The organism is Cryobacterium sp. TMT2-14, from assembly GCF_004402465.1.
In the GTDB taxonomy this organism is placed as follows: Bacteria; Actinomycetota; Actinomycetes; order Actinomycetales; family Microbacteriaceae; genus Cryobacterium; species Cryobacterium sandaracinum.
The window spans coordinates 26,642-50,650 of the sequence record NZ_SOFV01000027.1; the positions used below are offsets into that span (position 1 = coordinate 26,642).

Annotated in this window: 23 protein-coding genes and 2 tRNA genes; 9 read left to right on the forward strand and 16 right to left on the reverse strand. The window is 62.6% G+C overall.

The features are described 5' to 3' along the window. Positions 1–301: 301 nt before the first annotated feature. Positions 302–1,132 (reverse strand): rhomboid family intramembrane serine protease, encoded by an 831-nt coding sequence (locus tag E3O28_RS10175; protein ID WP_104100635.1) that lies wholly within the window; start codon positions 1,130–1,132, stop codon positions 302–304. 12 nt (positions 1,133–1,144) lie between these two features. Further along, on the reverse strand, positions 1,145–1,684 hold the full coding sequence (locus tag E3O28_RS10180; RefSeq protein WP_104100636.1) for a peptidylprolyl isomerase: 540 nt from the start codon (positions 1,682–1,684) through the stop codon (positions 1,145–1,147). A 122-nt stretch (positions 1,685–1,806) separates the two neighbouring features. Here E3O28_RS10180 and E3O28_RS10185 point away from each other — a divergent pair, with 122 nt between their 5' ends. Next, positions 1,807–2,346, forward strand: a complete 540-nt coding sequence (locus tag E3O28_RS10185; RefSeq protein ID WP_134342740.1) for a hypothetical protein — start codon at positions 1,807–1,809, stop codon at positions 2,344–2,346. A gap of 77 nt (positions 2,347–2,423) precedes the next feature. Here the strand turns inward: E3O28_RS10185 and E3O28_RS10190 are convergent, their stop codons facing one another. The 11 genes from E3O28_RS10190 to dnaA form a co-directional block, all read right to left on the reverse strand. Then, on the reverse strand, positions 2,424–2,753 hold the full coding sequence (locus E3O28_RS10190) for a hypothetical protein (protein ID WP_134342739.1): 330 nt from the start codon (positions 2,751–2,753) through the stop codon (positions 2,424–2,426). Between the two features lie 114 nt (positions 2,754–2,867). Continuing rightward, positions 2,868–2,940, reverse strand: a tRNA-Ala gene (locus E3O28_RS10195). Between the two features lie 47 nt (positions 2,941–2,987). After that, a tRNA-Ile gene (locus E3O28_RS10200) sits at positions 2,988–3,061 on the reverse strand. Positions 3,062–3,145: 84 nt separating this feature from the next. Beyond that, positions 3,146–3,553: a DUF3566 domain-containing protein gene (locus E3O28_RS10205; protein ID WP_104100639.1), complete on the reverse strand. Its 408-nt coding sequence runs from the start codon at positions 3,551–3,553 to the stop codon at positions 3,146–3,148. Beyond that, on the reverse strand, positions 3,546–6,104 hold the full coding sequence (gene gyrA / locus E3O28_RS10210) for a DNA gyrase subunit A (RefSeq protein ID WP_134342777.1): 2,559 nt from the start codon (positions 6,102–6,104) through the stop codon (positions 3,546–3,548). The genes E3O28_RS10205 and gyrA overlap by 8 nt, the downstream gene beginning before the upstream one ends. A 49-nt stretch (positions 6,105–6,153) precedes the next feature. Continuing rightward, positions 6,154–8,130, reverse strand: coding sequence for a DNA topoisomerase (ATP-hydrolyzing) subunit B (gyrB, locus tag E3O28_RS10215; protein WP_104100640.1), 1,977 nt, complete (start codon positions 8,128–8,130; stop codon positions 6,154–6,156). Between the two features lie 121 nt (positions 8,131–8,251). Further along, on the reverse strand, positions 8,252–8,740 hold the full coding sequence (locus tag E3O28_RS10220; protein ID WP_233194112.1) for a DciA family protein: 489 nt from the start codon (positions 8,738–8,740) through the stop codon (positions 8,252–8,254). Next, a complete protein-coding gene (gene recF / locus E3O28_RS10225; RefSeq protein ID WP_134342737.1) occupies positions 8,733–9,920 on the reverse strand; it encodes a DNA replication/repair protein RecF in 1,188 nt (395 codons plus the stop codon). The genes E3O28_RS10220 and recF overlap by 8 nt, the downstream gene beginning before the upstream one ends. A gap of 5 nt (positions 9,921–9,925) precedes the next feature. Next, entirely contained in the window at positions 9,926–10,831 is a 906-nt protein-coding gene (gene gnd / locus E3O28_RS10230) for a phosphogluconate dehydrogenase (NAD(+)-dependent, decarboxylating) (RefSeq protein ID WP_347232379.1), read from the reverse strand. A 4-nt stretch (positions 10,832–10,835) separates the two neighbouring features. Then, on the reverse strand, positions 10,836–11,984 hold the full coding sequence (gene dnaN / locus E3O28_RS10235; protein ID WP_104100644.1) for a DNA polymerase III subunit beta: 1,149 nt from the start codon (positions 11,982–11,984) through the stop codon (positions 10,836–10,838). A 363-nt stretch (positions 11,985–12,347) separates the two neighbouring features. After that, entirely contained in the window at positions 12,348–13,766 is a 1,419-nt protein-coding gene (dnaA, locus tag E3O28_RS10240) for a chromosomal replication initiator protein DnaA (protein ID WP_104100645.1), read from the reverse strand. 400 nt (positions 13,767–14,166) lie between these two features. Here dnaA and rpmH point away from each other — a divergent pair, with 400 nt between their 5' ends. The 8 genes from rpmH to E3O28_RS10280 all read left to right on the forward strand — a co-directional run bounded on the left by rpmH (position 14,167) and on the right by E3O28_RS10280 (position 19,145). Continuing rightward, complete coding sequence (rpmH, locus tag E3O28_RS10245; protein ID WP_104100646.1) at positions 14,167–14,304, forward strand: 50S ribosomal protein L34; 138 nt, start codon at positions 14,167–14,169, stop codon at positions 14,302–14,304. 8 nt (positions 14,305–14,312) lie between these two features. Then, entirely contained in the window at positions 14,313–14,702 is a 390-nt protein-coding gene (gene rnpA / locus E3O28_RS10250) for a ribonuclease P protein component (protein ID WP_134375277.1), read from the forward strand. Between the two features lie 3 nt (positions 14,703–14,705). After that, positions 14,706–15,017 (forward strand): membrane protein insertion efficiency factor YidD, encoded by a 312-nt coding sequence (gene yidD / locus E3O28_RS10255; protein ID WP_104170913.1) that lies wholly within the window; start codon positions 14,706–14,708, stop codon positions 15,015–15,017. Between the two features lie 7 nt (positions 15,018–15,024). Then, positions 15,025–15,996 (forward strand): membrane protein insertase YidC, encoded by a 972-nt coding sequence (gene yidC / locus E3O28_RS10260; protein WP_104100649.1) that lies wholly within the window; start codon positions 15,025–15,027, stop codon positions 15,994–15,996. 31 nt (positions 15,997–16,027) lie between these two features. Continuing rightward, the gene (locus E3O28_RS10265; protein ID WP_174720236.1) at positions 16,028–16,525 is read left to right on the forward strand and encodes a R3H domain-containing nucleic acid-binding protein; all 498 of its coding nucleotides are present in this window, start codon (positions 16,028–16,030) and stop codon (positions 16,523–16,525) included. A gap of 11 nt (positions 16,526–16,536) precedes the next feature. Beyond that, positions 16,537–17,169 carry a 16S rRNA (guanine(527)-N(7))-methyltransferase RsmG gene (rsmG, locus tag E3O28_RS10270; protein ID WP_134415839.1) on the forward strand — a complete coding sequence of 211 codons (633 nt, stop codon included), beginning with the start codon at positions 16,537–16,539 and terminating at the stop codon, positions 17,167–17,169. Between the two features lie 87 nt (positions 17,170–17,256). Continuing rightward, positions 17,257–18,195 carry a ParA family protein gene (locus tag E3O28_RS10275; RefSeq protein WP_277870364.1) on the forward strand — a complete coding sequence of 313 codons (939 nt, stop codon included), beginning with the start codon at positions 17,257–17,259 and terminating at the stop codon, positions 18,193–18,195. Further along, complete coding sequence (locus E3O28_RS10280) at positions 18,195–19,145, forward strand: ParB/RepB/Spo0J family partition protein (protein WP_134375281.1); 951 nt, start codon at positions 18,195–18,197, stop codon at positions 19,143–19,145. Before E3O28_RS10275 ends, E3O28_RS10280 begins: the two co-directional genes overlap by 1 nt. A 2,075-nt stretch (positions 19,146–21,220) precedes the next feature. Here the strand turns inward: E3O28_RS10280 and E3O28_RS10285 are convergent. The 3 genes from E3O28_RS10285 to trxA form a co-directional block, all read right to left on the reverse strand. Then, a complete protein-coding gene (locus E3O28_RS10285) occupies positions 21,221–22,177 on the reverse strand; it encodes an ATP-grasp domain-containing protein (RefSeq protein ID WP_134342732.1) in 957 nt (318 codons plus the stop codon). Between the two features lie 50 nt (positions 22,178–22,227). Continuing rightward, complete coding sequence (locus E3O28_RS10290; RefSeq protein WP_104100655.1) at positions 22,228–23,547, reverse strand: PLP-dependent aminotransferase family protein; 1,320 nt, start codon at positions 23,545–23,547, stop codon at positions 22,228–22,230. Positions 23,548–23,665: 118 nt separating this feature from the next. Continuing rightward, the gene (trxA, locus tag E3O28_RS10295; RefSeq protein WP_104100656.1) at positions 23,666–23,989 is read right to left on the reverse strand and encodes a thioredoxin; all 324 of its coding nucleotides are present in this window, start codon (positions 23,987–23,989) and stop codon (positions 23,666–23,668) included. Between the last annotated feature and the right edge of the window lie 20 nt (positions 23,990–24,009).

The window sequence follows — 24,009 nt, forward strand, 5'->3', positions numbered from 1 at the left end:
CGCACTGCGGGCACGCGTTCATCCCCGGCGGAGCGCCGTGCCCGGCGTCGAACCAATTCGACGGAGATTCTGGGTCAAACACCTGTTCCTCAGCTCAAACGGGCTGTTTAGAGAAGGATCTCCGTCGAATTCGTTCGGGCAGAGTAGCTGCAGGCCTCGGGCTCGACAGACACGGCGGTCGGGCCGCACGTACCGCCCGCCCCGCGGTCCCCTGCGCGCCTGCGTCGGTATCGGGAACAACCTTCTCCGCCACCCTCCGCGAACCCACATTGCCCCGGGCAATCGGGGCTCACTCGGCGAGCTAGGTCAGGAACATCGCACCGCTGACGACCACCAGAAACGCCCCGAAAGTCGTTATCAGCACGGTCTGCAGCCGCTGCTGCTTGATGCGGCGGGTCTGCACGAAGATCAGCCCGACCACCGCACCAGCGATCAGACCGCCCACGTGCGCCTGCCAGGCCACATTCAGCCCCGGTAGGAATCCGATCACCAGGTTGATGCCGACCAGGATCAAAAGCTGGGTCGCGTTGCCGCCCAGGCGTCGCTGGATGATCAGGAACGCGCCCATCAGGCCGAAGATGGCGCCGGAGGCGCCGACAACGGGAATCCGGGGGTCGGACAGGAACAGGACGCCCAGGGATCCGGCGAGGCCGCTCAGCACGTACAGGGCGAGGAAACGGCCACGACCGAGCATTCCCTCAAGGATCTGACCGAAGATCCAGAGCGTGTACATGTTCAGCAGTACGTGGAAGATGGAGCCGTGCACGAGCACGCTCGTCAGCATGCGCCAGGGCTCAAAGCTCCCGGGAGAGGAGTAAACGCCCGCGTACCAGAGGAGGCTGGTGAAACCAGCACCCAGGATGAACTGCAGCAGGTATATCGCCAGTGTGACGCCGATGATCACTGTGGTCACCGGGTGCGAGGTGCTCTTCAGCCGGGTCAGGATGGCCGGCTTGGTGCGCGGGGCATTCCTGCGCTGTTCGTTCATGCACTCGGGGCAGATCACGCCGACGGCGCCCTGAGTCTGGCAGTCAGGGCAGATTGTGCGGCCGCAGCGCTGGCAGAGGATGTAACTCTGCCTGCCCGGATGCCGGTAGCAGAAGTTAGCGGCGGTTCCGGGCAGGCCTGTCATCGTAGGCGGAGCCTAGACCTGCTCGACGGTGACGCTCTCGATGACGACTTCGGTCTGCGGACGGTCGCGGCCGTCGGTGGGCACGGTCGCGAGCTTGGCGACGATCGCACGAGACTCCTCGTCTTCGACGGCACCGAAGATGGTGTGCTTGCCCTGCAGCCAGGTCGTCGGCACGACGGTGATGAAGAACTGCGAACCGTTGGTTCCGCGTCCGCCCTGGATACCGGCGTTCGCCATTGCGAGCACGTACGGCTGTGTGAAGTCGAGGTCCGAGTTGATTTCATCGTCGAACTGGTAGCCCGGTCCGCCGGTGCCCTGGCCGAGCGGGTCGCCGGCCTGGATCATGAAGTCCTTGATAATGCGGTGGAAGACCGTACCGTCGTAGAGAGGTGCGTTGGAGGTTTGACCGGTGGCGGGGTGCTTCCACTCGATCTCGCCGGTTGCGAGACCGACGAAGTTCTTGACGGTCTTCGGCGCGTGATTGCCGAAGAGGTTGACCTTGATCGGTCCGAGGGTGGTATTGAGCGTTGCGACGGCGGTGTGCTTAGACATGGAATCAATTCTTGCACAGCCGGATTGCTGGATTCCGAATACCGGCTCCACCCAGAGCCCTCCCAGACGATTGCGTGGCAAGATGGACAGTGTTCGCCACATGACATCGATGGAGGGTCCAGATGAGCCTGTCACGCAAGCGCCGCAAGGAACTTACTCGGCTGCGTAAGAGCGCAGACGAATTATGGAACAACCAGCAGGAAGTGCTCGAGCGTGCCAACGCCATTGCAAGGGAGGCCAGCCGCCAGGCCGGCATCCTCACCCGTGAAGAAGTAGCTCCGCGCGTGCGTGAAAGCTATGAGCACCTTTTGCGCCCTGGAGTGCAGGCCACTCAGGATCTCGCCGAAGGTGTTCGCCACCAGGTCATCGACCGGGTGTTGCCCGGAATCGGCAGCGGAATCGGCACGGCCATCGGCTCGGTATTGAGCGTCGGGGACGTTGCCCGCGACGCCCGCGTTCGTGCGGCACTGAACCGCGTGCGGTTCCAGAAGCCTGTCGTGCTAGAGAACAAGGGTCCTGGCGCCGGCACCTACATCGCACTCGGCGTTGCCCTGGCCGCCGCCGCAGGCGTCGCCTACGCCGTCTGGCAGACCTTCCGCGCCGACGACGAGCTGTGGGTCGCTGAAGATGATCCCGCCGCCGCCACGTCAGTCGAAGACTAGACCGCAGCACCGCAACACCAGGGGAGGGCCCGCATCCATGGGATGCGGGCCCTCCCCTTTTCTTTCGGGTTGCCGGCTCAGCCGAGAAGAGTCGTCGAGGCACCCTCGAGTTCTTCGAGCTGCGTCAGAATCGACATGACGACAATCACGTCGATAACCACATTGAACAGCGCAGCGACGAGCGAGAGGATCAGCCCGATCTGCGCCAGCTCCCGGCGATTCGAGCGCCGCAGCGCGATAATGCCGAGCACAATCCCTACGATCGCGAGCAACAGGCCGAGAACCGGGAGCCAACCGCCGGCGAAGGCCACAATGCCCATCCAGAGGGCCGTGATCGCGAGCCTGTCGGCCGTGGGCCGGGAGGGCGGCATTGCGGCGGCTGGTGCGGGGCGGTTGCTGGCTGACATGCGCCTCACCGTACCAAATCGCAGGGTGAAGCTGTGCGAAAGTGACTGAGGGCCGATAAATGGAGAACGCCCGGCCCCAAAAAAAAAAGGGGNGGGGCCGAGCGTTCTTCCTTGTGGAGCCACGGGGAATCGAACCCCGGACCTCCTGCTTGCAAAGCAGGCGCTCTACCAATTGAGCTATGGCCCCGCATGATCACGGGGATTACATGCCGCTGTGTCAAAACTTTTCTTGCGTGGGGATACCGGGATTTGAACCTGGGACCTCTTCGTTATCAGCGAAGCGCTCTAACCAACTGAGCTATATCCCCCTAATGGGCAGGTTTGAGACTACCCGATTCGGCGGGATTGTCCCAATCGAGCCGCAAAGCGACCCGACCGGCGACATCCGACGACTAGTTGTTGGTGAATCCGACGAGCAAGCCGCCGGTGATCTTCACACTCAGGTTGTACAGAACCGCGTATACGGCTCCCAGCGCAGTGATGACGACCGTGTTCAAGATGGCCACGACGAAGGCGAAGCCCATCACGTTCCCGATGGACAGGATGCTGGCCAGATCGGACGAGGCGCCGGCGATATCGGTGTAGAGGTCATCGACCTTGCCGAAGATGCCCGTTCCGTTCAGGATCGTAAAGATCAGGAACGTGGCCACGATCGTGACGATGCCCAGGCACAGAGCGATCAGGAAAGACAGTTTGACAGCCGACCAGAAATCCACGTAGACGAGCTTGAGCCGCACCTGCTTGGTCGCGGCCGGCTTGCGGCTGGATTTCTTGGCGAGCTTTTCGGCGACACTACTCATTTACAGGTTCTTCCTCTCCCAAGGCGTTTTCCGGTTCGGCCGCGAGAATCTCGGCCACCAGATTGCGCTCGGTGTTTTTCGCAATGGCGATGATTCTGTCTTCATCCGCAAACTTAGCGAAAACAACGCCCATTGTGTCCCGTCCCTTGGCCGGGACTTCGGAGACGTCAGAGCGTACCACCTTGCCGCTGGCAAGTACCACGAGCACCTCGTCTTCCTCGTCGACGATCAACGAACCCACCAGGTCGCCACGGTCGTCGTTGAGCTTGGCCACCTTGATGCCCAGGCCGCCTCGGTTCTGGAGGCGGTACTGGTCGGCTGCGGTGCGCTTGGCGTAACCGCCCTCGGTCACGACGAACACATAGCCGTCGCCCGAGACCACGGATGCGTCCAGCAGGCTGTCCTCGCCGCGGAAGTGCATTCCGATGACGCCGGAGGTGCTGCGTCCCATCGGGCGCAACGCCTCATCCGACGCCGTGAACCGGATCGACATTCCTTTTTTGGAGACGAGCAGCAGGTCGGAGTCGTTTTCGACCAGCAGGGCCGAAACAAGTTCGTCGCCCTCGCGCAGCTTGATCGCGATGATGCCGCCCGTGCGGTTCGTGTCGTATTCGCGCAGCTCGGTCTTCTTAATCAGGCCGTCGCGGGTCGCAAGCGTCAGGTACTGGGCCACGCCGTAGTCGCGAATGTCCAGGATCTGCGCGATCTCCTCACCCGGCTGCAGCGCGAGCAGGTTGGCGACGTGCTGGCCCTTCGCGTCCCGGCCGGATTCCTGCGCTTCGTAGGCCTTGGCCCGGTAGACGCGTCCGGTGTTCGTGAAGAACAGCAGCCAGTGGTGCGTGGTCGTGACGAAGAAGTGCTCGACCACGTCGTCCGCCCGCAGCTGGGCTCCCTTGACACCCCTGCCGCCGCGGTGCTGATTGCGGTAATTGTCACTGCGCGTGCGCTTGATGTAGCCGCCGCGGGTAACCGTGACCACCATCTCCTCTTCGGGGATGAGGTCCTCGATCGACATGTCACCGTCGAAGCCGAACATGATCTCGGTGCGCCGGTCGTCGCCGAACTTGTCGGTGATCTCGGTGAGCTCATCGCTGATGATGGTGCGCTGACGCTCCGGGCTGGCCAAGATTGACTGGAACTCCACGATCTGCAGTTCCAACTCGGCAGCCTGATCGATGATCTTCTGACGTTCCAGAGCAGCTAGACGTCGCAGCTGCATGGTCAGGATCGCATCGGCCTGGAGCTTGTCCACGTCCAGCAGTTCCATCAGGCCGGTACGAGCGTCGTCGACGGTGGGGGAGCGACGGATGAGGGCGATCACCTCGTCGAGGGCGTCGAGGGCCTTGAGATAGCCGCGCAGGATGTGCGCATCCGCTTCGGCTTTCTTCAGGCGGAACTGGGTGCGCCGCACGATGACCTCGACCTGATGGGCGACCCACGCGTTAATGAAGCCGTCGAGGGACAGGGTGCGCGGCACCCCGTCGACGATGGCCAACATGTTCGCGCCGAAGTTCTCCTGCAGCTGGGTGTGCTTGTAGAGGTTGTTCAGCACGACCTTCGCCACCGCGTCGCGCTTGAGAACGATCACAAGGCGCTGGCCCGTGCGGCCACTGGTTTCGTCACGGATGTCGGCGATGCCGCCGATCTTGCCGTCCTTGACCAGGTCGGCGATCTTGATCGCGAGGTTGTCCGGGTTGACCTGGTAGGGCAGCTCGGTGATCACCAGGCAGGTGCGACCCTGGAGCTCCTCGATGCTCACCACGGCACGCATGGTGATGGAACCACGGCCGGTGCGATAGGCATCCTGGATGCCCTTGATGCCGAGGATCTGAGCGCCGGTGGGGAAGTCGGGGCCCTTGATGCGCTGGATCAGCGCTTCGAGCAGTTCATCGCGGGTCGCGTCGGGGTTCTGCAGGTACCACAGGGCGCCGGCCGCCACCTCGCGCAGGTTGTGCGGCGGGATGTTTGTGGCCATACCCACGGCGATGCCGACCGAGCCGTTGACCAGCAGGTTAGGGAAGCGGGAGGGCAACACGGTGGGCTCGAGTGTGCGGCCGTCGTAGTTGTCCTGGAAGTCGACGGTGTCCTCGTCGATGTCGCGCACCATCTCGAGAGCGAGCGGGGCCATCTTCGTTTCGGTGTACCGTGGGGCTGCGGCGCCGTCGTTGCCGGGGGAGCCGAAGTTGCCTTGCCCGAGGGCCAGCGGATAACGAAGGCTCCAAGGCTGCACGAGGCGCACGAGCGCGTCGTAGATCGAGGAGTCACCGTGGGGGTGAAACTGCCCCATCACGTCGCCCACCACGCGAGCACACTTGGAGAACGCCTTGTCCGGACGGTAGCCGCCGTCGAACATGGCGTAGATGACGCGACGGTGCACGGGCTTCATGCCGTCGCGCACGTCGGGCAGCGCGCGCCCGACGATGACGCTCATCGCGTAGTCGAGGTAGGAGCGTTGCATTTCCAGCTGCAGGTCGACCTGATCGATCTTGCCGTGCTGCACGAGATGCGCAGCCTTGGCCGCGGTGTCTGCTGCCAGGGACGCGGCGTCCATGTCGGTCCCGTCGGGGCCCTCGCCCGAGGTGCCGCCGGTGTCGGAGTGGTCAGATGTCAAGGAAACGCACGTCCTTCGCGTTTTTCTGGATGAAGTTACGGCGGGACTCGACGTCTTCGCCCATCAAAGTGGAGAAGATTTCGTCGGCGGCGGCAGCATCGTCGAGGGTGACCTGCAGCAGGGTGCGGGACTCGGGTGCCATCGTGGTTTCCCACAGCTCCTTGTAGTCCATCTCGCCCAGACCCTTGTAGCGCTGGATCCCGTTGTCCTTCGGAATGCGCTTGCCGGCCGCGGCTCCGTCTTCGAGGAGCGCGTCGCGCTCTCGGTCGGAGTAGACGTACTCGTGTGCCGAGTTCGCCCATTTGAGGCGGTACAACGGCGGCTGGGCCAGGTAGACATATCCGAGATCGATAAGTGGCCGCATATACCGGAAGAGCAATGTGAGCAGCAGGGTCGTGATGTGCTGGCCGTCGACATCGGCGTCGGCCATCAAAACGATCTTGTGGTACCGCACCTTGTCGGGGTTGAACTCTTCGCCCATGCCGGCGCCGAAGGCCGTGATCATAGCCTGAACCTCGGCGTTGCCGAGGGCACGGTCGAGCCGGGCCTTCTCCACGTTCAGGATCTTGCCCCGCAGGGGCAGAATCGCCTGGAACTCGGGGTTGCGGCCCTGCACGGCGGATCCGCCGGCCGAGTCACCCTCCACGATGAAGATCTCGGAAAGCGATGGGTCCTTGCTCTGGCAGTCCTTAAGCTTGCCGGGCATGCCGCCACCCTCGAGGAGTCCCTTGCGCCGGGCGGTCTCTCGCGCTTTGCGGGCGGCCATCCGTGCGTTCGAAGCTTGAAGCGCCTTGCGGATGATTTCCCGCGCCGGGTTGGGGTTGCGGTTGAACCAGTCGGATAGCTGGTCGTTGGCGACCTTCTGCACGAAGGACTTCGCCTCGGTGTTGCCCAGCTTGGTCTTCGTCTGTCCCTCGAACTGCGGTTCGGCGAGCTTGATCGAGACCACGGCGGTCAGGCCCTCGCGCACGTCGTCACCGGTGAGGTTGTCGTCTTTTTCCTTCAGGATGCCCTTTTCCCGGGCGTATTTGTTGACGAGGGTGGTGAGCGCGGCGCGGAAGCCCTCCTCGTGGGTGCCTCCCTCGTGGGTGTTGATCGTGTTCGCGTAGGTGTGCACGCTCTCGGTGTAGGCGGTGGTCCACTGCATGGCCACTTCAAGCGCCATCTTGCGTTCGTGATCTTCCCACTCGAACGAGATTATCTCGTCGTTGACCAGGTCGGCTTTCTTGGCCCGGTTGAGATATTCGACGTAGTCGACAAGGCCGTTCTCGTAGAGGAAGGTCCTGGTGACCGGCGTGCCCTCGTCGTCGAGGTTCTGCGGGCGCTCGTCGGTGAGCGTGAGGCTGAGTCCCTTATTCAGGAAGCCCATCTGCTGGAAGCGGGCTCGCAGAGTCTCGAAGTCGAAGTCCGTGGTCTCAAAGGTCTCCGAACTTGGCCAGAACGTGATGGTGGTGCCGGTTGCATCCGACGGCTCGTCCATGGTGAGGGGAGCGTTGGGCACGCCGTCGTGGAAGCTCTGGCGCCAGACGTGACCCTGACGGCGTACCTCCACCTCGAGGCGGCTGGACAGCGCGTTGACAACCGAGCTGCCCACGCCGTGCAGACCGCCGGACACCGCGTACCCTCCGCCGCCGAACTTGCCTCCGGCGTGCAGCACGGTGAGCACGACCTCGACGGTCGAGCGGCCCTCCGCCTTGTGAATGTCGACCGGGATTCCGCGGCCGTTGTCGGCGACGCGAACCGCGCCATCCGACAGGATCTTAATGTCGATGGTGTCGCAATAACCGGCAAGGGCCTCGTCGACTGAGTTGTCCACGATCTCGTAGACGAGGTGATGCAGACCGCGAGGTCCGGTGGACCCGATATACATTCCGGGTCGTTTACGAACGGCTTCAAGTCCCTCGAGAACTTGGATATCGTCTGCGCCGTATCCGTGCTCCGGCTCGATCTGTGGGTCAACTGACATCTGTAATGGGGCTCCTGACCGTCGCGCGGGCGACCCTTTAGCCTACCAAAGACGCCAAGCACTGCGGGCCAAATCGGGCATCTGCGGCGTTTAATGCACCGGGTTGACCTGTTTTGGCCAGTTACCCATAGGTATCGCGTGGACCGCGCCCTGGAATTGATCTGGGACCCTTTTTCCAGGAGGGGGCGTTAGGTCCTTGAAAACGGATCGACTCGATGCCTGCGTCCGGATACTTCACGGCGATATGCGTCATTATCTCCACCCGCATCATGCGCAGCTGCGTCGCCCAGGCCGTCGACTCGCACTGCACCGTCAGAACGCCCTCGTCGATTCCGACCGGGGTCGAGTGTTTCGACGTCTCCTCGCCGGCCAGCAGGGTCCAGGAAGCAAGCAGCTCCGATTGGGCCAGTGGTGAATTCCAACCCAGCTGCAGCGTGAGCGAGTTGATCGTATCGCTCAGTCCCCGAGGATCCCGGCCCGCACCGAACGGAACGCTCGAGCCGATTTCGGCTCCAGGACGCCGTCGGGCGCGGCTGCGCTTGGCGTTTGGGTCACCGAATACGTCCTTGAAGCGCAGGTAGACCCGGGAGGCCTCACTCGGCTCAGCCATCGACGACCGCCCCGGCATGGATGTGGATGGTGTGCTCGGTGAGTTCTTCCGGCACGTCTTCGAGTACCGCCGCGGTGATCAGGACCTGTTCGAAACCGGTGACGGCGGCGGCCAGACGTCTCCGGCGGCTCAGATCCAGTTCGGCGAAGACGTCGTCGAGGATCAGGACCGGGTCGCCCGTCGTCGAGTCCCGGCGCAGCAGCTCCGCCGAGGCGAGTTTCAGGGCGAGGGCGAACGACCACGACTCACCATGGCTGGCATAGCCCTTGGCGGGCAGTGCATTGAGCGCGAAGACCAGGTCGTCCCGATGCGGTCCGACCAGGGTCATACCCCGGTCGAGCTCCTTGCGACGAAGGGCGGCCAGTGCCGTGCGAAACGAATCCCCGGTGGTCGATCCTGTCGAAACCGAGGCTGACGAAACCGAACCGGTGGGAACCGAGCCCGTCGAGGCCATCGCCTCCATCGCTGCATCCTCGTCTGCACCCAGGATGCTGAGCGATGGAACCAGCATCGGCCCATGGTCTTCCCCCGCGACCGCCCGGTACGCAGCACCCAGGGGTGGCCCGAGCAGGCGAACGAGTTCGGCCCGCTCGTCGATGATTTCGGAGCCGAGAGCAACGAGGCGATCGTCCCAGATCTCGAGTGTTCCAAGCTGGGTGGTGCGCACCCCCGAGGCCCGCGCCGACTTCAGCAGCGTATTCCGCTGGCGCAGCACCCGGTCGTAGTCGGCCAGAACCCCGCTAAGCCGGGGGGTGCGCAGCACGAGCAATTGGTCGAGGAATCGCCGGCGCCCGGACGGGTCACCCCGAACCAGTGCCAGGTCTTCAGGGGCGAAGAGCACGCTGGAGAAAAAACGTGGGAGTTCTCGAGTCTTGATCACCGACCGGTTGACTTGGGCCCGGTTCAAGCCCGAGCGGTTGATCTGCACCTCGGTCAGGATCTCGCGGCCGTTGAACTCGAGCTTGGCCCGGATGATGCCGGCGTCGCGACCGGCCCTGATCATGGCGGACGTGTTGGAGACCCGGTGCGAACTGAGGGTACTGAGGAATCCCAAGGCCTCGACGAGATTCGTCTTTCCCTGCCCATTCCGGCCCACGATCAGATTGGGTCCCGGCGCGAACGGCACCTCGACCTGCGCATAGTTGCGAAAGTCGGTCAGCGAAAGGTGTTGGACCCGCACTCGGGTCAGTCGGTTGTTCTGACGGCGTGGCCGCCGAACTGATTGCGCAGGGCCGCGACCGCCTTCATCGCGGGGGAGTCGTCCTGCCGGGACACGAACCGCGCGAAGATGGCCGCGCTGATCGTCGGTACGGGTACCGCGTTATTGATGGCCTCTTCGATGGCCCAGCGGCCCTCACCGGAATCCTCGACGAAACCCTCGATGTTTTGAAGTTCCGGGTCGTCGTCCAGGGCTCGCACGAGAAGTTCAAGCAGCCAGGACCGCACCACGGTGCCGCGCTGCCAGGCCTTGAACACGCCGGGAACGTCGGTGATCAGGTCACTGCGCTTCTCCAGCAGTTCATAGCCCTCGGCGTATGACTGCATGAGGGCATATTCGATTCCGTTGTGCACCATCTTCGCGTAATGCCCGGCGCCGACCGCTCCGGCATGCACGAAACTCTCGTCGCGTGGGCCCTCGGGACGCAGAGCGTCGAAGACGGGCATGGCGCGCTCGACCTGCTCGGCGGCGCCACCGACCATCAGCCCGAATCCATTGGTCAGCCCCCACACGCCCCCGGAAACCCCGGCGTCGACGTAATGCACGCCCGATGCCGCCAGAAGGGCGGCATGGGCGAAGTCATCGGTGAAGCGCGAGTTTCCACCGTCGATGACAAGGTCGCCGGCGCTAAGCTCATTGGCCAATTCGGCGATCACAGCATCCGTCGCGGCACCGGCCGGGACCATTACCCAAACAAGCCGCGGAGCCGGCAGCGCGGCAATCAGCTCAGCGGTGCCGGCAACGTCCGAAATCTCGGGGTTCCGGTCGAAACCAGTGACCTCGACGCCATTGGCCCGCAGACGGTCGCGCATGTTCGCGCCCATTTTCCCCAGGCCGATGATGCCGATGTGCATGGCTGTTCCTTCCGAGATTGGTCTAGCGCAACAGCAGGTTGGGCTGGAGCAGGTACTTGTAGCTGTCGGCGCCCGGCTGATCCCGAGAGGTCTGGCTGGTGATCAGAACCGGGCCCGGCTTGTTGGGATTCTCGGTCTTCGTGAAAGAGATTCGCACAAATTCCGAGTGCACCGCGCCCAGGCCGTCCAGCAAAAACTGAGGTTTCAACGAAACGATCGTGTCTGTACCGGACAGGATCGCGTCGATCGTCTCCGATGCCTGGGCCTGCTCCGATCCGACCGCCTCGAGGGTGAGACCGTCGGCGGTGAAGGTGAACCTCAGGGCTGCTTCGCGCTCGAGGACGAGCTGCACTCGACGGGTCGCCTCGATCAGGTCCGCCGTGTTCATGACCGCGTAGTTGTCCACGTTATCGGGGAACAGGCGCCGCACGGGTGGATAGTTTCCCTTGATCAGAAGGGAGGTGACGGTTTTCTTATCGGCGGTGAAGGCGATGAGCTCGCGGTCGTCGGTGTGAGTGATCGCGATAGAAATCGTGCCGCTGTGACCGAACGTCTTGCCGACCTCCTGCAGAGTGCGGGCCGGAACCAGGGCCGTGATGGTGTCGGTGGTCGTGGTGCTGCCTTTATCCCAATCGATCTCGCGCACGGCAACACGGTACCGGTCCGTGGCCACGAGGCTGAGGCTGTTTTCCGTGACTTGCAGCTGTACGCCGGTGATCACGGGGGTGACATCGTCACGGGAGGCAGCCACGGCCACCTGGGCGACAGCGGCCGAGAACTCTTCAGCGGGCACGAGACCGGACTGCGCGCTGACCTGCGGGATGCTCGGGTATTCCTCAACCGGCATGGAGAGCAACGTGAAACTCGCACTGCCACAACTGACCGTGATCCGGGATTCGTTGGTCGAGAACCGCACCGGTGCGTTGGGCATCCGACTGGCGATGTCGGCGAGGAGTCGTCCCGAGACGAGAACTTTGCCGACTTCTTCGACGTCGGCGGCGATCTCGGTTTGCGCGGAGACCTCGTAGTCGAACGAGGAGAGGATCAGCCCGGTTGCCGTCGCCTCAATCAGCACACCGCTCAAAATCGGCAGCGTCGTCCGCTGGGGAAGGAGCTTGACAGCGAAAGAGACGGCTTCACTGAAGACGTCCCGGTTGGCCTGAAATCTCACGAAGTCACTCCTGTTCGGTTAGAGACCTGGATACGGCCTCAATGGTAGCCGTGTTTCACGGAGCAAATTTTTGCAACCGTCGAGCACTCAAGGTTGTCGGATGGAGAGAAAGAGAAGTTAATTGTTAATCTTCTTAACCGGTGTGGAAACTGTGGATAACTTGTGGGATGCCGCCACGCGACTGGGAACTACAAACTTGTAACTTGTTGGCAGCCTGTGAGTGCCCAGCACACTTCGGTGTCGTGCCGGTTTGGCAAGGAGGGGAGTTTGCACAACCACGTGCCGAGTTTCTACAGGTTGTGCCCAGTTGTGTAAACAATTTCCACAGGGTTATCCACAGGTGTGAAAACTGAAGAAATACCGCTATTTGTAACGGTGGTTCTGCTTGATGCGGTTCGTGAGCTCGGTCACCTGGTTGTAGATCGACCGGCGTTCCTTCATCAGCTCGCTGATCTTTTTATTCGCGTACATCACCGTGGTGTGGTCGCGGTTACCGAACAATTGGCCGATCTTGGGCAAGGAGAGGTTGGTCAGCTCACGGCACAGGTACATCGCGATCTGGCGCGCCGTGGCGATCGCCTGCGACCGGGATGACCCGTAGAGGTCATCCACGGAGAGCTTGAAGTAGTCGGCGGTGTTGGTGATGATATCGACCGGCGCGATCACATTGTCCTCATCGAGGGTGATCAGGTCCTTCAACACCGTCTGGACCAGGTCCATGTCGACCGGGGTGCGGTTGAGGCTCGCGAAGGCCGTCACCCGGATTAGGGTTCCCTCGAGTTCACGGATGTTCGAGGAGACCTTCGAGGCCATAAACTCGAGAATATCGTGCGGGACCTGTAGTTTCTCGCTCTGCGCCTTCTTGCGTAGGATCGCAATTCGCGTTTCCAGGTCGGGTGCCTGGACATCCGTGATCAGGCCCCACTCGAAGCGTGACCGCATTCGGTCCTCAAAACCGGTGAGGTGCTTGGGCGGGAGGTCGCTCGTGATGACCACCTGCTTGTTGTGATCGTGCAGGGTGTTGAAAGTGTGGAAGAAAGCTTCTTGCGTTTCCGCCTTGCCCTGCAGAAATTGGATGTCGTCGATCATCAGGATGTCGATGTTGCGGTAACGCGACTGGAATGCGGAACCACGGTTGTTGGCGATCGAGTTGATGAAGTCGTTGGTGAATTCCTCTGAGCTGACATAACGCACCCGGATGCCGGGGTACAGGCTCATCGCGTAGTGGCCGATGGCGTGCAGGAGGTGGGTTTTGCCGAGGCCGGACGACCCATAGACGAAGAGAGGGTTGTAGGCCTTCGCCGGCGCCTCCGCTACCGCGACCGCCGCGGCGTGTGCGAAGCGGTTGGACTGGCCGATCACGAAGTTGTCGAAGCTGTACTTCGAGTTCAACCGGGTGTCATGGGGCCGCTCGGGCGAGCTGCTCTCGAACACCGATTGCGGTGCGGCTGGGGTTTCCACATCGGGGGGAGAACTCGATTCGTGCACCGGCCGGATGGATTCCTTTTCCAGCTCGGGATTGACGACCACATAGAAGGTGGACACCGCGGACGCCTCATCCAGGTGGCCCATCGCCGTCAGGAGCGGCACTCGCATGCGCTGATTGAGCATGCTGGCCGTGAACTCGTTGGGGACCTCGAGGTAGAACGTGCCGGCGGCGATACCCTTGGGTTCGACCAGGTTGAGAAAGCCGTACAGCATGGGCGTGATGCTGTCGTCGGATTCCAGGCTGGTCAGGACAGACCGCCAGGTCTCCGTGATGGGCTGTTCTTCGGTGGCCATGGTTTCTCCGCTTTTCTCTCATTGTTGCCTTCTACAACGACGGAGATCGAGGATTGGGCTCGTCTCTGAACGCATAATCCAGCCAAAGCATCCACAAGGTTATCCACCGCCTGTGGGCAAATAAGCCCCAATTCACAGGGTTTGTTGAAAACCTGTGGATAACTTGTCCTCACGGTAGTCAATCACCGCCAGTCCGGCCAAATTCGTTCGCATTTCGTGCGCGTGTCGATGCTCGAAATGGGTGCGATTGTGTGTACAACCGATGATTTCGGGAGGTCGAGTTTGACCATCACCGGCCAAAGCCGTAGTTTTAATCAGTTGACCCCAGCCCTAGGGCTACCTCACTCTTTCCCGGCCGCTCAGTTTGGCCTACGGAGATTTAACACGTGGAGACAAAACAATGAGCAAGAGAACGTTCCAGCCGAACAATCGCCGTCGCGCCAAGGTGCACGGCTTCCGCCTTCGCATGAAGACCCGTGCCGGCCGCGCGATTCTGGGTGCTCGCCGTCGCAAGGGTCGCATCGAACTCTCCGCTTAAGTACTCTCGTGCTCGCGGGGGCCAATCGCATCACCGCCGGTGACGACTACAAGTCGGTCGTGCGCCGGGGTGCGCGCATCGTCGGCCCGCACCTGGTGACGTATCTGCGCCGGAATCCGGAGGAGGCTCCGGCACGGTTCGGTTTCATTGTGGCGAAAAACGTGGGTGACGCCGTGCGGCGCAATCGAGTCCGACGTCGTTTGAAGGCGGCGAGCTACGCTGTGCTGATCTCTGCGCGGCCCGGCACGGATGTCGTCATCCGCGCTCTGCCGTCAGCAGCGGATGCGTCGTGGTCGACCCTGCATGCGGAACTGTCCGTGGCGCTGGAGAAGTTTCAGCGCATTTCGGTTACATCCGTTGCCGGTAAGGCCCCGGCAGCGATCCGATCGGATCGCTGACTGATGAACAGGTTCTTGACTACGCTCATACTCCTCCCACGCAATGCGGGGGTTCTCGTACTGCGTGCGTACCGAGCCGTGATTTCCCCGCTCTACGGCGATGTTTGCCGGTACTACCCCTCCTGTTCGGCGTATGCACTCGGCACCGTTCAGGAATACGGACTCGTCGTGGGATCAGCCCGAGCCGCGCTGCGGCTGGGCCGATGCCATCCGTGGGCCGAAGGCGGGATCGATGACGTTCCCCTCAGGCGGAAGCGTCGCGTCATCGTGACGTCGTTTGGTTTTGTTATCGCAGCGAGCCACGGAAAGGGCTGACGCAAAGATGGACCTCCTAGGTACGATTCTCTGGCCGCTGAAATGGGTCGTCGAGGCTCTACTCGTCGCATTCCACTCCCTCTTCTCCGTCATGGGGATGAACTACGACGACGGCCTCACATGGGTGCTCTCAATCGTCGGTCTCGTGATTGTCGTCAGGGCCGCCCTGATTCCCATCTTCGTGCGGCAGATCAAGAGCCAGCGCAAGATGCTGGAGGTCGCGCCGCAACTCAAGAAGATTCAGGACAAGTACAAGGGCAAGAAAGACCAGTTTTCGCGCGAGGCCATGTCCCGCGAGACCATGGAGCTCTACAAGCGCACAGGCACCAACCCGCTGAGCTCCTGCCTGCCTCTGTTGCTGCAGATGCCGATCTTCTTCGCCCTGTTCTCCGTATTGAATGACGCGCAACGCAGTCAGGCTGGAGTCGGCCCACTCAACGACGATCTCGCGAAGAGCTTCGGAAACGCCACCCTCTTCGGCGACGCGCCGCTGCATGACTCGTTCGCGTCTCAGTGGACGAAAATGGTCGCTGGTCAGGACTTCAATGCCGTCGTTATGTGGATCGCGGCCATCATGGTGGTCCTGATGACCGCCTCACAGTTCATCACCCAGCTACAGATCGTCTCCAAGAACATGTCGCCGGAAACCAAGGCAAGCCCCATGTTCAAGCAGCAGCGCATCATGCTCTACCTGCTTCCCCTTGTCTTTGCCTTCTCCGGTGTTGCCTTCCCCCTCGGCGTCATGTTCTACTGGCTCACCTCGAACATCTGGACCATGATCCAGCAGTTCTTGGTCATCCGGAATATGCCCACGCCCGGCAGTGAGGCCGCCAAGGCGCGTGAAGAGCGACTGGCCCGAAAGGGTAAACTCATCGCCACGGATGGTGACGTGATTGTGGTCGAAGAACCCAAGAAGCCTCAGCGTCAGCAGCCGGTCGCAAAGAATCGTGCCAAAAAGCAATCCGGCCCTAAAAAATAAGAAGAGACCCAACGTGACTGAGAACACTGACGTGATCGCCGCACCTGGACCGGCGGACGATTCCCCCACGCTCGGCCAGCTCGAGCAGGAGGGGGACATCGCCGCGGACTACATCGAGGAATTCCTCGATATCTGCGACCTCGACGGGGACATCGACATTGACGCGCGTAATGGGCGGGCATACCTGTCCGTCAATTCCTCGGATGTCGCAAACCTGCGTTTGCTCTCCAAGCCGGAAACCGTCAATGCCTTGCAGGAATTGACGCGACTGGCCGTGCAGAACAAGACCGGAGCTTTCTCGCGGTTGATCCTGGATATCGGCGGCTCGCGCGACGCCCGGCAGGCCGAGTTAGCCTCGCTGGTGTCCCGCGCCGTGGAACGCATCCAGGCGGGTGCCGCCGAGGCATCACTGCCGCCGATGTCCTCCTACGAGCGCAAGCTCGTGCATGACCTGGTGTCGGAAGCGGGTTTCGTCTCTGAGTCCAAGGGCGAGGGCCGGGACCGTCACACGGTCATCTCCGCCGCGTAGTACATCGAAATATTGTGACTCACACTCTCGAGGCGGAGCCAGCCGTTGCCGCGGATCTCTTCGGTGGCCAGATCGACGATGCCCGCGCCTTCGTGGCCAGTCTGGCTGCGCAGGGCGAGGAACTGGGCCTGATCGGCCCGGTGGAAGTACCACGGCTATGGAGTCGACATATCCTCAATTGTGCGATCGTGGCGCCGCTGCTCCGACCCGGACTCGTCGGCGATGTCGGTTCCGGGGCCGGGTTACCCGGCTTGGTGCTGGCGATCGCCCGGCCGGACGTGACGTTCGTACTCATCGAGCCCATGGAGCGCCGGGTCGCGTGGTTGACCGGCCAAGTGGCCGCGCTCGGCCTGACCAATGCGACCGTACTCCGGGCTCGGGCGGAAGACGTTCGGCTGCCCGGGCGACTTGACCAGGTGACCGCCCGTGCGGTCAGTGCCTTCCGCACCCTGATCCCTCTCACGGCCCCCCTTCTGAATCCCGGCGGTGAGTTGGTGCTGATGAAGGGCACGGGCGCCGCGGCGGAGGTCGAAGCCGCGGCGAAGGCCATCCGTAAGTTCCGGCTCAGCAATGTCGAGGTGATCACCCTCGGCGAGGGCGTGCTGCAGGATGTGACTCGAGTCATAAGGGCTACAGTGGACTAGTCCCTGGTGTCTGCTCTTATCAGTGCTGAGGTACAACCGGAGTCCCTGTGGGGGTGGCTCATCAATCGTCGATCGCGAAGGTTTCACGTGAAACAACCTGGTGAAGACCAGCAATCAAGCAAGGCGGCCGCGGTGTTTGACGATACGACCCCGCTTGCGCGTGAGATTTCTGACCTGACGCGGCGCCGACAGCGGATTGCCTCCGAGACGCTGCCGAGGCCGGAGAAGACGCGCGTCATCACCATCTCGAACCAGAAGGGTGGCGTCGGCAAGACCACGACCGCGGTCAACTTGTCGGCCGCTCTGGCCCGTCAGGGCGCGCGCGTTCTGGTGATCGACTTGGACCCCCAGGGCAACGCGTCTACAGCCTTGGGCGTCGAACATCGCGCGGAAACACCCAGCGTCTACGATGTCATCGTCAACGACGAGGAAATGGCTGCGGTCGTTCAGACCAGCCCGGAGTTCGGCTCGCTGTTCTGTGTGCCGGCCACCATCCACCTCGCGGGTGCAGAAATAGAGCTCGTCTCCCTGGTCGCCCGTGAGCAGCGTCTCAACCGTGCCCTCGAATCGCACCTGAAAACGATGGATGACCCCTACGATTACGTTTTCATCGACTGCCCCCCATCTCTGGGACTCTTGACGATCAACGCGTTTGTCGCGGCCCGCGAGGTGCTGATTCCGATTCAGTGTGAGTACTACGCGCTCGAAGGTCTCAGCCAGCTGCTTAAGAATATCGAATTGATCGAGAAGCACTTGAACCCGGATCTCGGGGTGTCCACGATTCTGCTCACGATGTACGACAGCCGCACCAACCTGGCGAACCACGTGGCCCAGGATGTGCGTGAACACTTCCCCAAGCAGGTTCTGAACACCCTTATACCGCGTTCCGTGCGTGTCTCTGAGGCGCCGAGCTACGGTCAGAGCGTTATCAGTTACGACCTCAACTCTGCCGGATCACTCTCATACCTCGAAGCAGCAGCAGAGATCGCCCATCGGGGCGCCCCCAAGACAGGAGTCGCGCTCTAATGGCTAAAAGGACTGGGCTTGGCCGGGGGATCGGTGCACTCATCCCCATTCAGGACGACCCGACTCAGGCGCGTCCAGTCGATGTGTTCTTCCCCTACGCCAATGCGGTGCGCTCGGACGAGACCGAGGGACTTCTCCCGGTTCCGGGTGCGCGGCTCGCGCACCTCAATCCCAGCGACATCGTGCCGAACCACGTCCAGCCGCGGAGCACCTTCGATGAGTCCGACCTGGCCGAGCTGGTACACAGCATCCAGGAAGTCGGCGTGCTGCAGCCCATCGTGGTTCGTTCCATCGTGGAGCAGCCCGGCAAATACGAACTAGTGATGGGGGAGCGTCGGCTTCGTGCCACGAAGGTGGCCGGACTGACCACCATTCCGGCGATCATCCGTGAAACGGCGGATGCCGACATGTTGCGTGACGCGCTGCTGGAGAACCTGCATCGCGCACAGCTGAACCCGCTCGAGGAGGCGTCCGCCTACCAGCAGTTGCTGGCCGATTTCGGCATCACCCAGGAGGAGCTCGCACAGAAGATCGGTCGGTCGCGGCCGCAGATCACCAACACCATCCGTTTGCTGAAGCTCCCCGAGGCCGTGCAGATGCGCGTTGCCGCCGGTGTTCTGTCCGCCGGGCACGCGCGCGCGATCCTCTCCGTCGGGGATCCGGCGGGCATGGTCAAGCTGGCCGATAAAATCGTCAACGAGGATCTCTCCGTGCGGGCAGCAGAGGCCGCGGCCGCGATGCAGCCACGTGTCGATTCCGCCAAGCCAACGGGCGGACGTCGTCAGGGACACCTCGACGAGATCGCGGAACGCCTCGGTGACCGACTCGACACCCGCGTAAAGATCCATTTAGGCGCAAGAAAAGGCCAGATCATGGTCGATTTTGCCACGATCGGTGATCTCAATCGCATTCTCGACGTCCTCGGTGAACCCGGTTTCGGAGCCAGCTAGCCTCACCCGAGTGTCGAGCGCCCCGCTGATCGACCGCTCGGTGGTCGACCGGCCGGTGACCGATCACCCCGTGGTCGAGTGGGTCGACACCCGCCCACCCCATTAGTGTTTCACGTGAAACATGAGCATCGGCCCTCACCCGTGCGTCGAACCGGGCCGCGGTGTTCGAGCCTGTCCAGACTTCTGTCCCCTCACCTTTTCCGGTGGTGGAGCCTGTCGAGACCCGAGACCCGAGACCCGCGACCCGACATCTTGGTCGCACGTCCATCCAGATACGCTGGTCCTCCCGCGCATGCGGGCCTGCGATTCGTCAAACCGACCTCCGGTCATCGCCAGCTGAGTCTCCGGGGCGATCAAATCAGCCATGAACTGCACATTAGACGTCATCAGGAAGCAACCTAAGCGCTCAGGTGGCAGAACAGAAATCCGCGTTACGGCCCTTATGAGGCCTAAATTCTGCGTTTCAGAGATCGTGCACTCAAGAAGCGCACTGACCAGCCCACCCTGGATTCACTGCTTGAGTCACGGCGCTCATTTCGAGTGAGCAGCCGGCATCCGCGGTCAGATTCTTGCCTGCAGAGAATGGAGCGATTCAGTGTGCACGGGTTGCGACAGGCTCGACGACCGTCGCCCCCCGTCCCGTTCCGGTGGTCAAGCGTGGCGGGACTGGTTCTCGTCGATCCGCTTCGGTGGTCGGGTTCGTCACGTGCCGGGCTCCTCGGGTCCTTCCGCGTGACCGAGCATGACGCGGGTCAACCTGGTAAATCATGAGTGTTGCGCGGGTGAGGTCAATCACTGGAGCCACCCTCGGCCCCCGTCAACTGATGACTTGTTCCCCACGGCTCGTGGGTTTGGTCCTGCCGTTTGTGCAACACGACGGGGAGTCGCCTGCCCCGTGCGCTGCGCAAACCCAGCAGGACCTGAGTGAGGCAGTATCGGCATCCCCTCGTCCCTGATCGACATTGCCGAAATACAACCGCGTCGAGCGCAAGAACCCCGACAGGCAGACCCGAAGACACGACGTCCAGATCGGGCGGGTCGCCATGCGAACGGGTTCCAGGGCACTGCGTGGGCGAAGAATATCGTTTCCCCGTCCCGACATGGTCATGTTTCACGTGAAACACATGCCGGGTTCGGATCTGGTCTCTAAAAGTTCGACACTGGAGCAGTTCCGCAGCGTCAACACCTCCGCGCACCTGCGCCGGTTCCCATTCCGGTCTTGACAGGATCGACCGCCGAAATGAGTGTGTTCGTGAGATCGGGGATCGTCAGCGGATGCAGCCGCCCACGGCATGGCATCTGTCACAGTCGCGAGTTCGATCCGCTACCTAGGCCGATATGGTCGCGATGTTGCCTGTCTGGATTGCGCCTAATCCCGGGCACACGGTGCGGCGGAACGGTGAGAATGTCCTGCCTTGCGCGCGGAGTGCCGACTCCCTGGAGGCACGGCGGTTCGTCTGCGGTCTGGTCTCATTCCGTTAGCTTGCGTCACATCCGTCGAATCCGCGAAGGCGCCACACTGCCAAAGGGGAGGGGTAGGGGAGAGGGCCAGTCAGTCCGAGCTTGCTCACCCGTGGTTGTTCTCGGGCCTGCTCGTACGTGGAGACTCGGTGGTTTAGCGTCTACTGCGGTCAGCGAGTGGATGTGTCGTGAGCGTTTCACGTGAAACGTTGGATCCCGCGGATGACGGTCGGTGAGCGGACGGTGGCAAGTGTGGCCGGGGCTGTCCCTCGCGAGAGCATCGTCGATCAAGTAGTGTTCATCGACGCAGAGGAGCGACACCGAGCGTCGGGTGCGTGTGTACTCGTCACCATCTCCGACGGTGTAATGAAAGAGTCTGCGACCTAACTTCCAGGTGCAGCCAACGACGTCGGTGCCGTCCGGGCATTCGGGCAGGTACGGGGGGCAAGGCGCCCATGCCGGCAGGGCGGGCGGTGTGGGCGCGGGGTGGGTGCTCGATAGCCTTCACCAGCGTGAGGGGGGGCTGGTCGGCGTGGTCTCGATGAGTTCGTCCACCGACGGGCTCGAGTGGCGACAGAACCATGTTTCACGTGAAACACGGCCCACGGCGCGGACTACGAGCCGGCGATGGCGGCTCGGGCGAGGGCGTCGTAGACGGCGCCGAGAGACTGACCGGAAGCCTCGATGCACTGGGGCACCAGGGATGTCTCGGTCAGACCCGGAAGCACGTTCGCTTCCAGGAACCAGGGAACGCCATCCGAGTCCACGATCAGGTCGATGCGGGAGATGTGGCGCAGGCCGAGCAGTTCATGGATGGCGACCGCGGTTTGTGCCACCAGTTCCGCAATCTCCGCGTGGATCCGGGCCGGTGTGTAGAACAGCGTCTCTCCCGCGTTGTAGCGGGCCTCGAAGCTGTAGACGCCGTCAATGGGCACGATCTCCACGGCGGGCAGTGCAATGGGGCCGTCTCCGATGTCGATGACCGTGACCGCGAGTTCGGTACCCTCGACCTTCTCCTCCACCAGGGCGACCGTGGCGTAGGTGTAGGCGTCGACCATGGCACGTGGCAGTCCGGCGGGGGAGTCGATGATGTTGACCCCCTGGGCCGAGCCACCCTCGGCCGGTTTCACCACGAGCGGCGTGGGCATGGCCGTCAGGAGGTGCTCGAGGACGCTGGCGGCACCGAGATCGCGGAACGTTTCGGTGGACAGAGCGATTGCGTCGGGGGTGGCGTAGCCGGCCCGGCGCACGAGCTCCTTGGCGATCGGCTTCGACCAGGCCAGACGGGCCGGTCCAGCTAGCGAGCCCACGTGGGGTATCCCGGTGGTCTCCAGCAGGGCCAGGAGTGCACCGTCCTCACCGGTGGCGCCGTGCACGACCGGCCAGATCACATCGGGTTTCCGGATGGTCAGATCGGCGAGCAGGCCGGCCTGCGGGTCCAGAACGGTGACGGTATGGCCCAAGCTCGTCAGTGCATCCGCGACCCGGCGACCCGAGCGCAGTGAGATGTCCCGCTCGTGCGAGATCCCGCCCGCGAGAACAACGATGTCAAGTGCCAAAAAATCGCTCATGGTCAGGGTTTTTCCTTGCTTTGGCTGGTGTGGATACCGACGGAGACGAACTACGAAATGTCGGGGGGTGGGGAGTTGAAGCGGCCTTCTGCGCGCAACGGGTTCAGGGAACCGGTGCCGGCGAAGGTCTCGAGCAGGTCGAGCTCATCACGGAGGACGGATGCGAGGCGACGGATTCCGACCCGGATGTGATCCGGCGTCGGGTAGCAGAACGAGAGGCGCATGTTGCGCCGCCCGTCGCCGTCGGCGAAGAAGGCGGTGCCGGGCGTGTACGCCACGAGTTCCTTGACCGCCCGCGGCAGCATGGCCTTGGAGTCCAGTCCCTCTGGAAGAGTGACCCAGACGTAGAACCCTCCGTTCGGATTGGTCCAGGTGAGGCCGGGCAGGTACTCTTCCAGGGCGTCCAGCAGTGCGTTCTTTCGCTCGTGGTAGACCCCGCGGAAGGTGTTGATCTGGCCCTTCCAATCGGACGTCGCCAGGTACTCGGAAATCACCAGCTGGCTGAACGAGCTGGGGGAGAGCACCGCGGCCTCGTTGGCAAGCACCAGTTTCTCCCGGATGGCGTGCGGGGCCAGCGCCCAACCGACCCGGAAGCCCGGGGCGAGGGTCTTGGAAAACGTGCCTAGGTAGACGACTCCGTCCTCTTCGAGCGAGCGCATCGCATCCGGTGCCGGCTGGTCGAAGTAGAGCAGTCCGTAGGGGTTATCTTCCAACACCAGGATGTCGTTCGCCCGGGCGATCTCGAGGATCTCGAGGCGACGGGCCCAGCTCAGGGTCACTCCGGCCGGGTTGTGGAAGTTCGGGATCGTATACAGGAACTTGATGGTCTTGCCGGCGGCCTTGAGGCGCTGGATGTGCTGGCGGAGCGCTTCAGGGATCAGGCCGTGCTCGTCCATGGGCACGTGTTCTACCTCGGCCTGATACGACTTGAAGATGACCATGGCCGTGACGTAGCTGGGGCCCTCCGAGAGCACCACGTCGCCCGGGTCGAGAAAAAGTTTACTGACCAATTCGAGGGCATGTTGCGACCCCGTTGTCACGACGACATCGTCGGCGTGCGCACGGATGCCTTCAAGCCCCATCACCTCGAGTATCTGCTCCCTCAGAACGGGAACGCCCTGACCAGAGCCGTATTGGAGAGCGACGGGGCCCTGCTGGCGCATGACCCGGTCCATGGCGTTGATAACCAGGTCGGGCGGTAGGGCAGCCACGTAGGGCATGCCGCCGGCCAGTGAGACGACTTCGGGGCGGGAGGCCACCGCGAAGAGAGCCCTGACCTCGGAGGCGCGCAACCCCGCGGCTCGCTCGGCGTAGTGGTGGTACCACGGGTCGAGGTTGTTGCCGGTCTGGGGGGAGCGCTTCGCTGTCACGTCACTTCCGATCTGGTGAGGTTTCAATCGTATGCGGTCGGTACCATCCGGCCCGAATCCCGAAAAACCCGCCCGGCGTGAGCCGGACGGGTCAGGGCCTCGGTAGAAACAGGGACGGTTAGGCCAGGTAGGCGGCCAAATCTTTCTCAAGGGCGACCTTCGGCTTGGCGCCGATGACGGTCTTGACGACCTCGCCCTTCTGGAACACCTTCATCGCCGGGATGGAGGTGATCTGGTACTTGGCGGCCAGCGCCGGGAAGTCGTCGACGTTCAGCTTGACGATGTCGAGCTTGTCAGCGTTCTCGCTGGCAATCTGGTCGAGGATCGGGCTGACGGCGCGACACGGGCCACACCATTCCGCCCAGAAGTCCACCAGAACGGTTTTTTCGTTGTTGATGACTTCCTGGTCGAAGGTGACGTCGGTGACGGCGCGTGCAGACATGTGGTTACTCCTTGATTGCG

Bases quoted from the DNA above. Each gene is read 5' to 3' on its own strand.
- E3O28_RS10175 (WP_104100635.1), bottom strand. From the start codon at position 1,132: ATGACAGGCCTGCCCGGAACCGCCGCTAACTTCTGCTACCGGCATCCG.
- E3O28_RS10180 (WP_104100636.1), bottom strand. From the start codon at position 1,684: ATGTCTAAGCACACCGCCGTCGCAACGCTCAATACCACCCTCGGACCG.
- E3O28_RS10185 (WP_134342740.1), top strand. From the start codon at position 1,807: ATGAGCCTGTCACGCAAGCGCCGCAAGGAACTTACTCGGCTGCGTAAG.
- E3O28_RS10190 (WP_134342739.1), bottom strand. From the start codon at position 2,753: ATGTCAGCCAGCAACCGCCCCGCACCAGCCGCCGCAATGCCGCCCTCC.
- E3O28_RS10205 (WP_104100639.1), bottom strand. From the start codon at position 3,553: ATGAGTAGTGTCGCCGAAAAGCTCGCCAAGAAATCCAGCCGCAAGCCG.
- gyrA (WP_134342777.1), bottom strand. From the start codon at position 6,104: ATGGACGCCGCGTCCCTGGCAGCAGACACCGCGGCCAAGGCTGCGCAT.
- gyrB (WP_104100640.1), bottom strand. From the start codon at position 8,130: ATGTCAGTTGACCCACAGATCGAGCCGGAGCACGGATACGGCGCAGAC.
- E3O28_RS10220 (WP_233194112.1), bottom strand. From the start codon at position 8,740: ATGGCTGAGCCGAGTGAGGCCTCCCGGGTCTACCTGCGCTTCAAGGAC.
- dnaA (WP_104100645.1), bottom strand. From the start codon at position 13,766: ATGGCCACCGAAGAACAGCCCATCACGGAGACCTGGCGGTCTGTCCTG.
- rpmH (WP_104100646.1), top strand. From the start codon at position 14,167: ATGAGCAAGAGAACGTTCCAGCCGAACAATCGCCGTCGCGCCAAGGTG.
- yidD (WP_104170913.1), top strand. From the start codon at position 14,706: ATGAACAGGTTCTTGACTACGCTCATACTCCTCCCACGCAATGCGGGG.
- yidC (WP_104100649.1), top strand. From the start codon at position 15,025: ATGGACCTCCTAGGTACGATTCTCTGGCCGCTGAAATGGGTCGTCGAG.
- E3O28_RS10280 (WP_134375281.1), top strand. From the start codon at position 18,195: ATGGCTAAAAGGACTGGGCTTGGCCGGGGGATCGGTGCACTCATCCCC.
- E3O28_RS10285 (WP_134342732.1), bottom strand. From the start codon at position 22,177: ATGAGCGATTTTTTGGCACTTGACATCGTTGTTCTCGCGGGCGGGATC.
- trxA (WP_104100656.1), bottom strand. From the start codon at position 23,989: ATGTCTGCACGCGCCGTCACCGACGTCACCTTCGACCAGGAAGTCATC.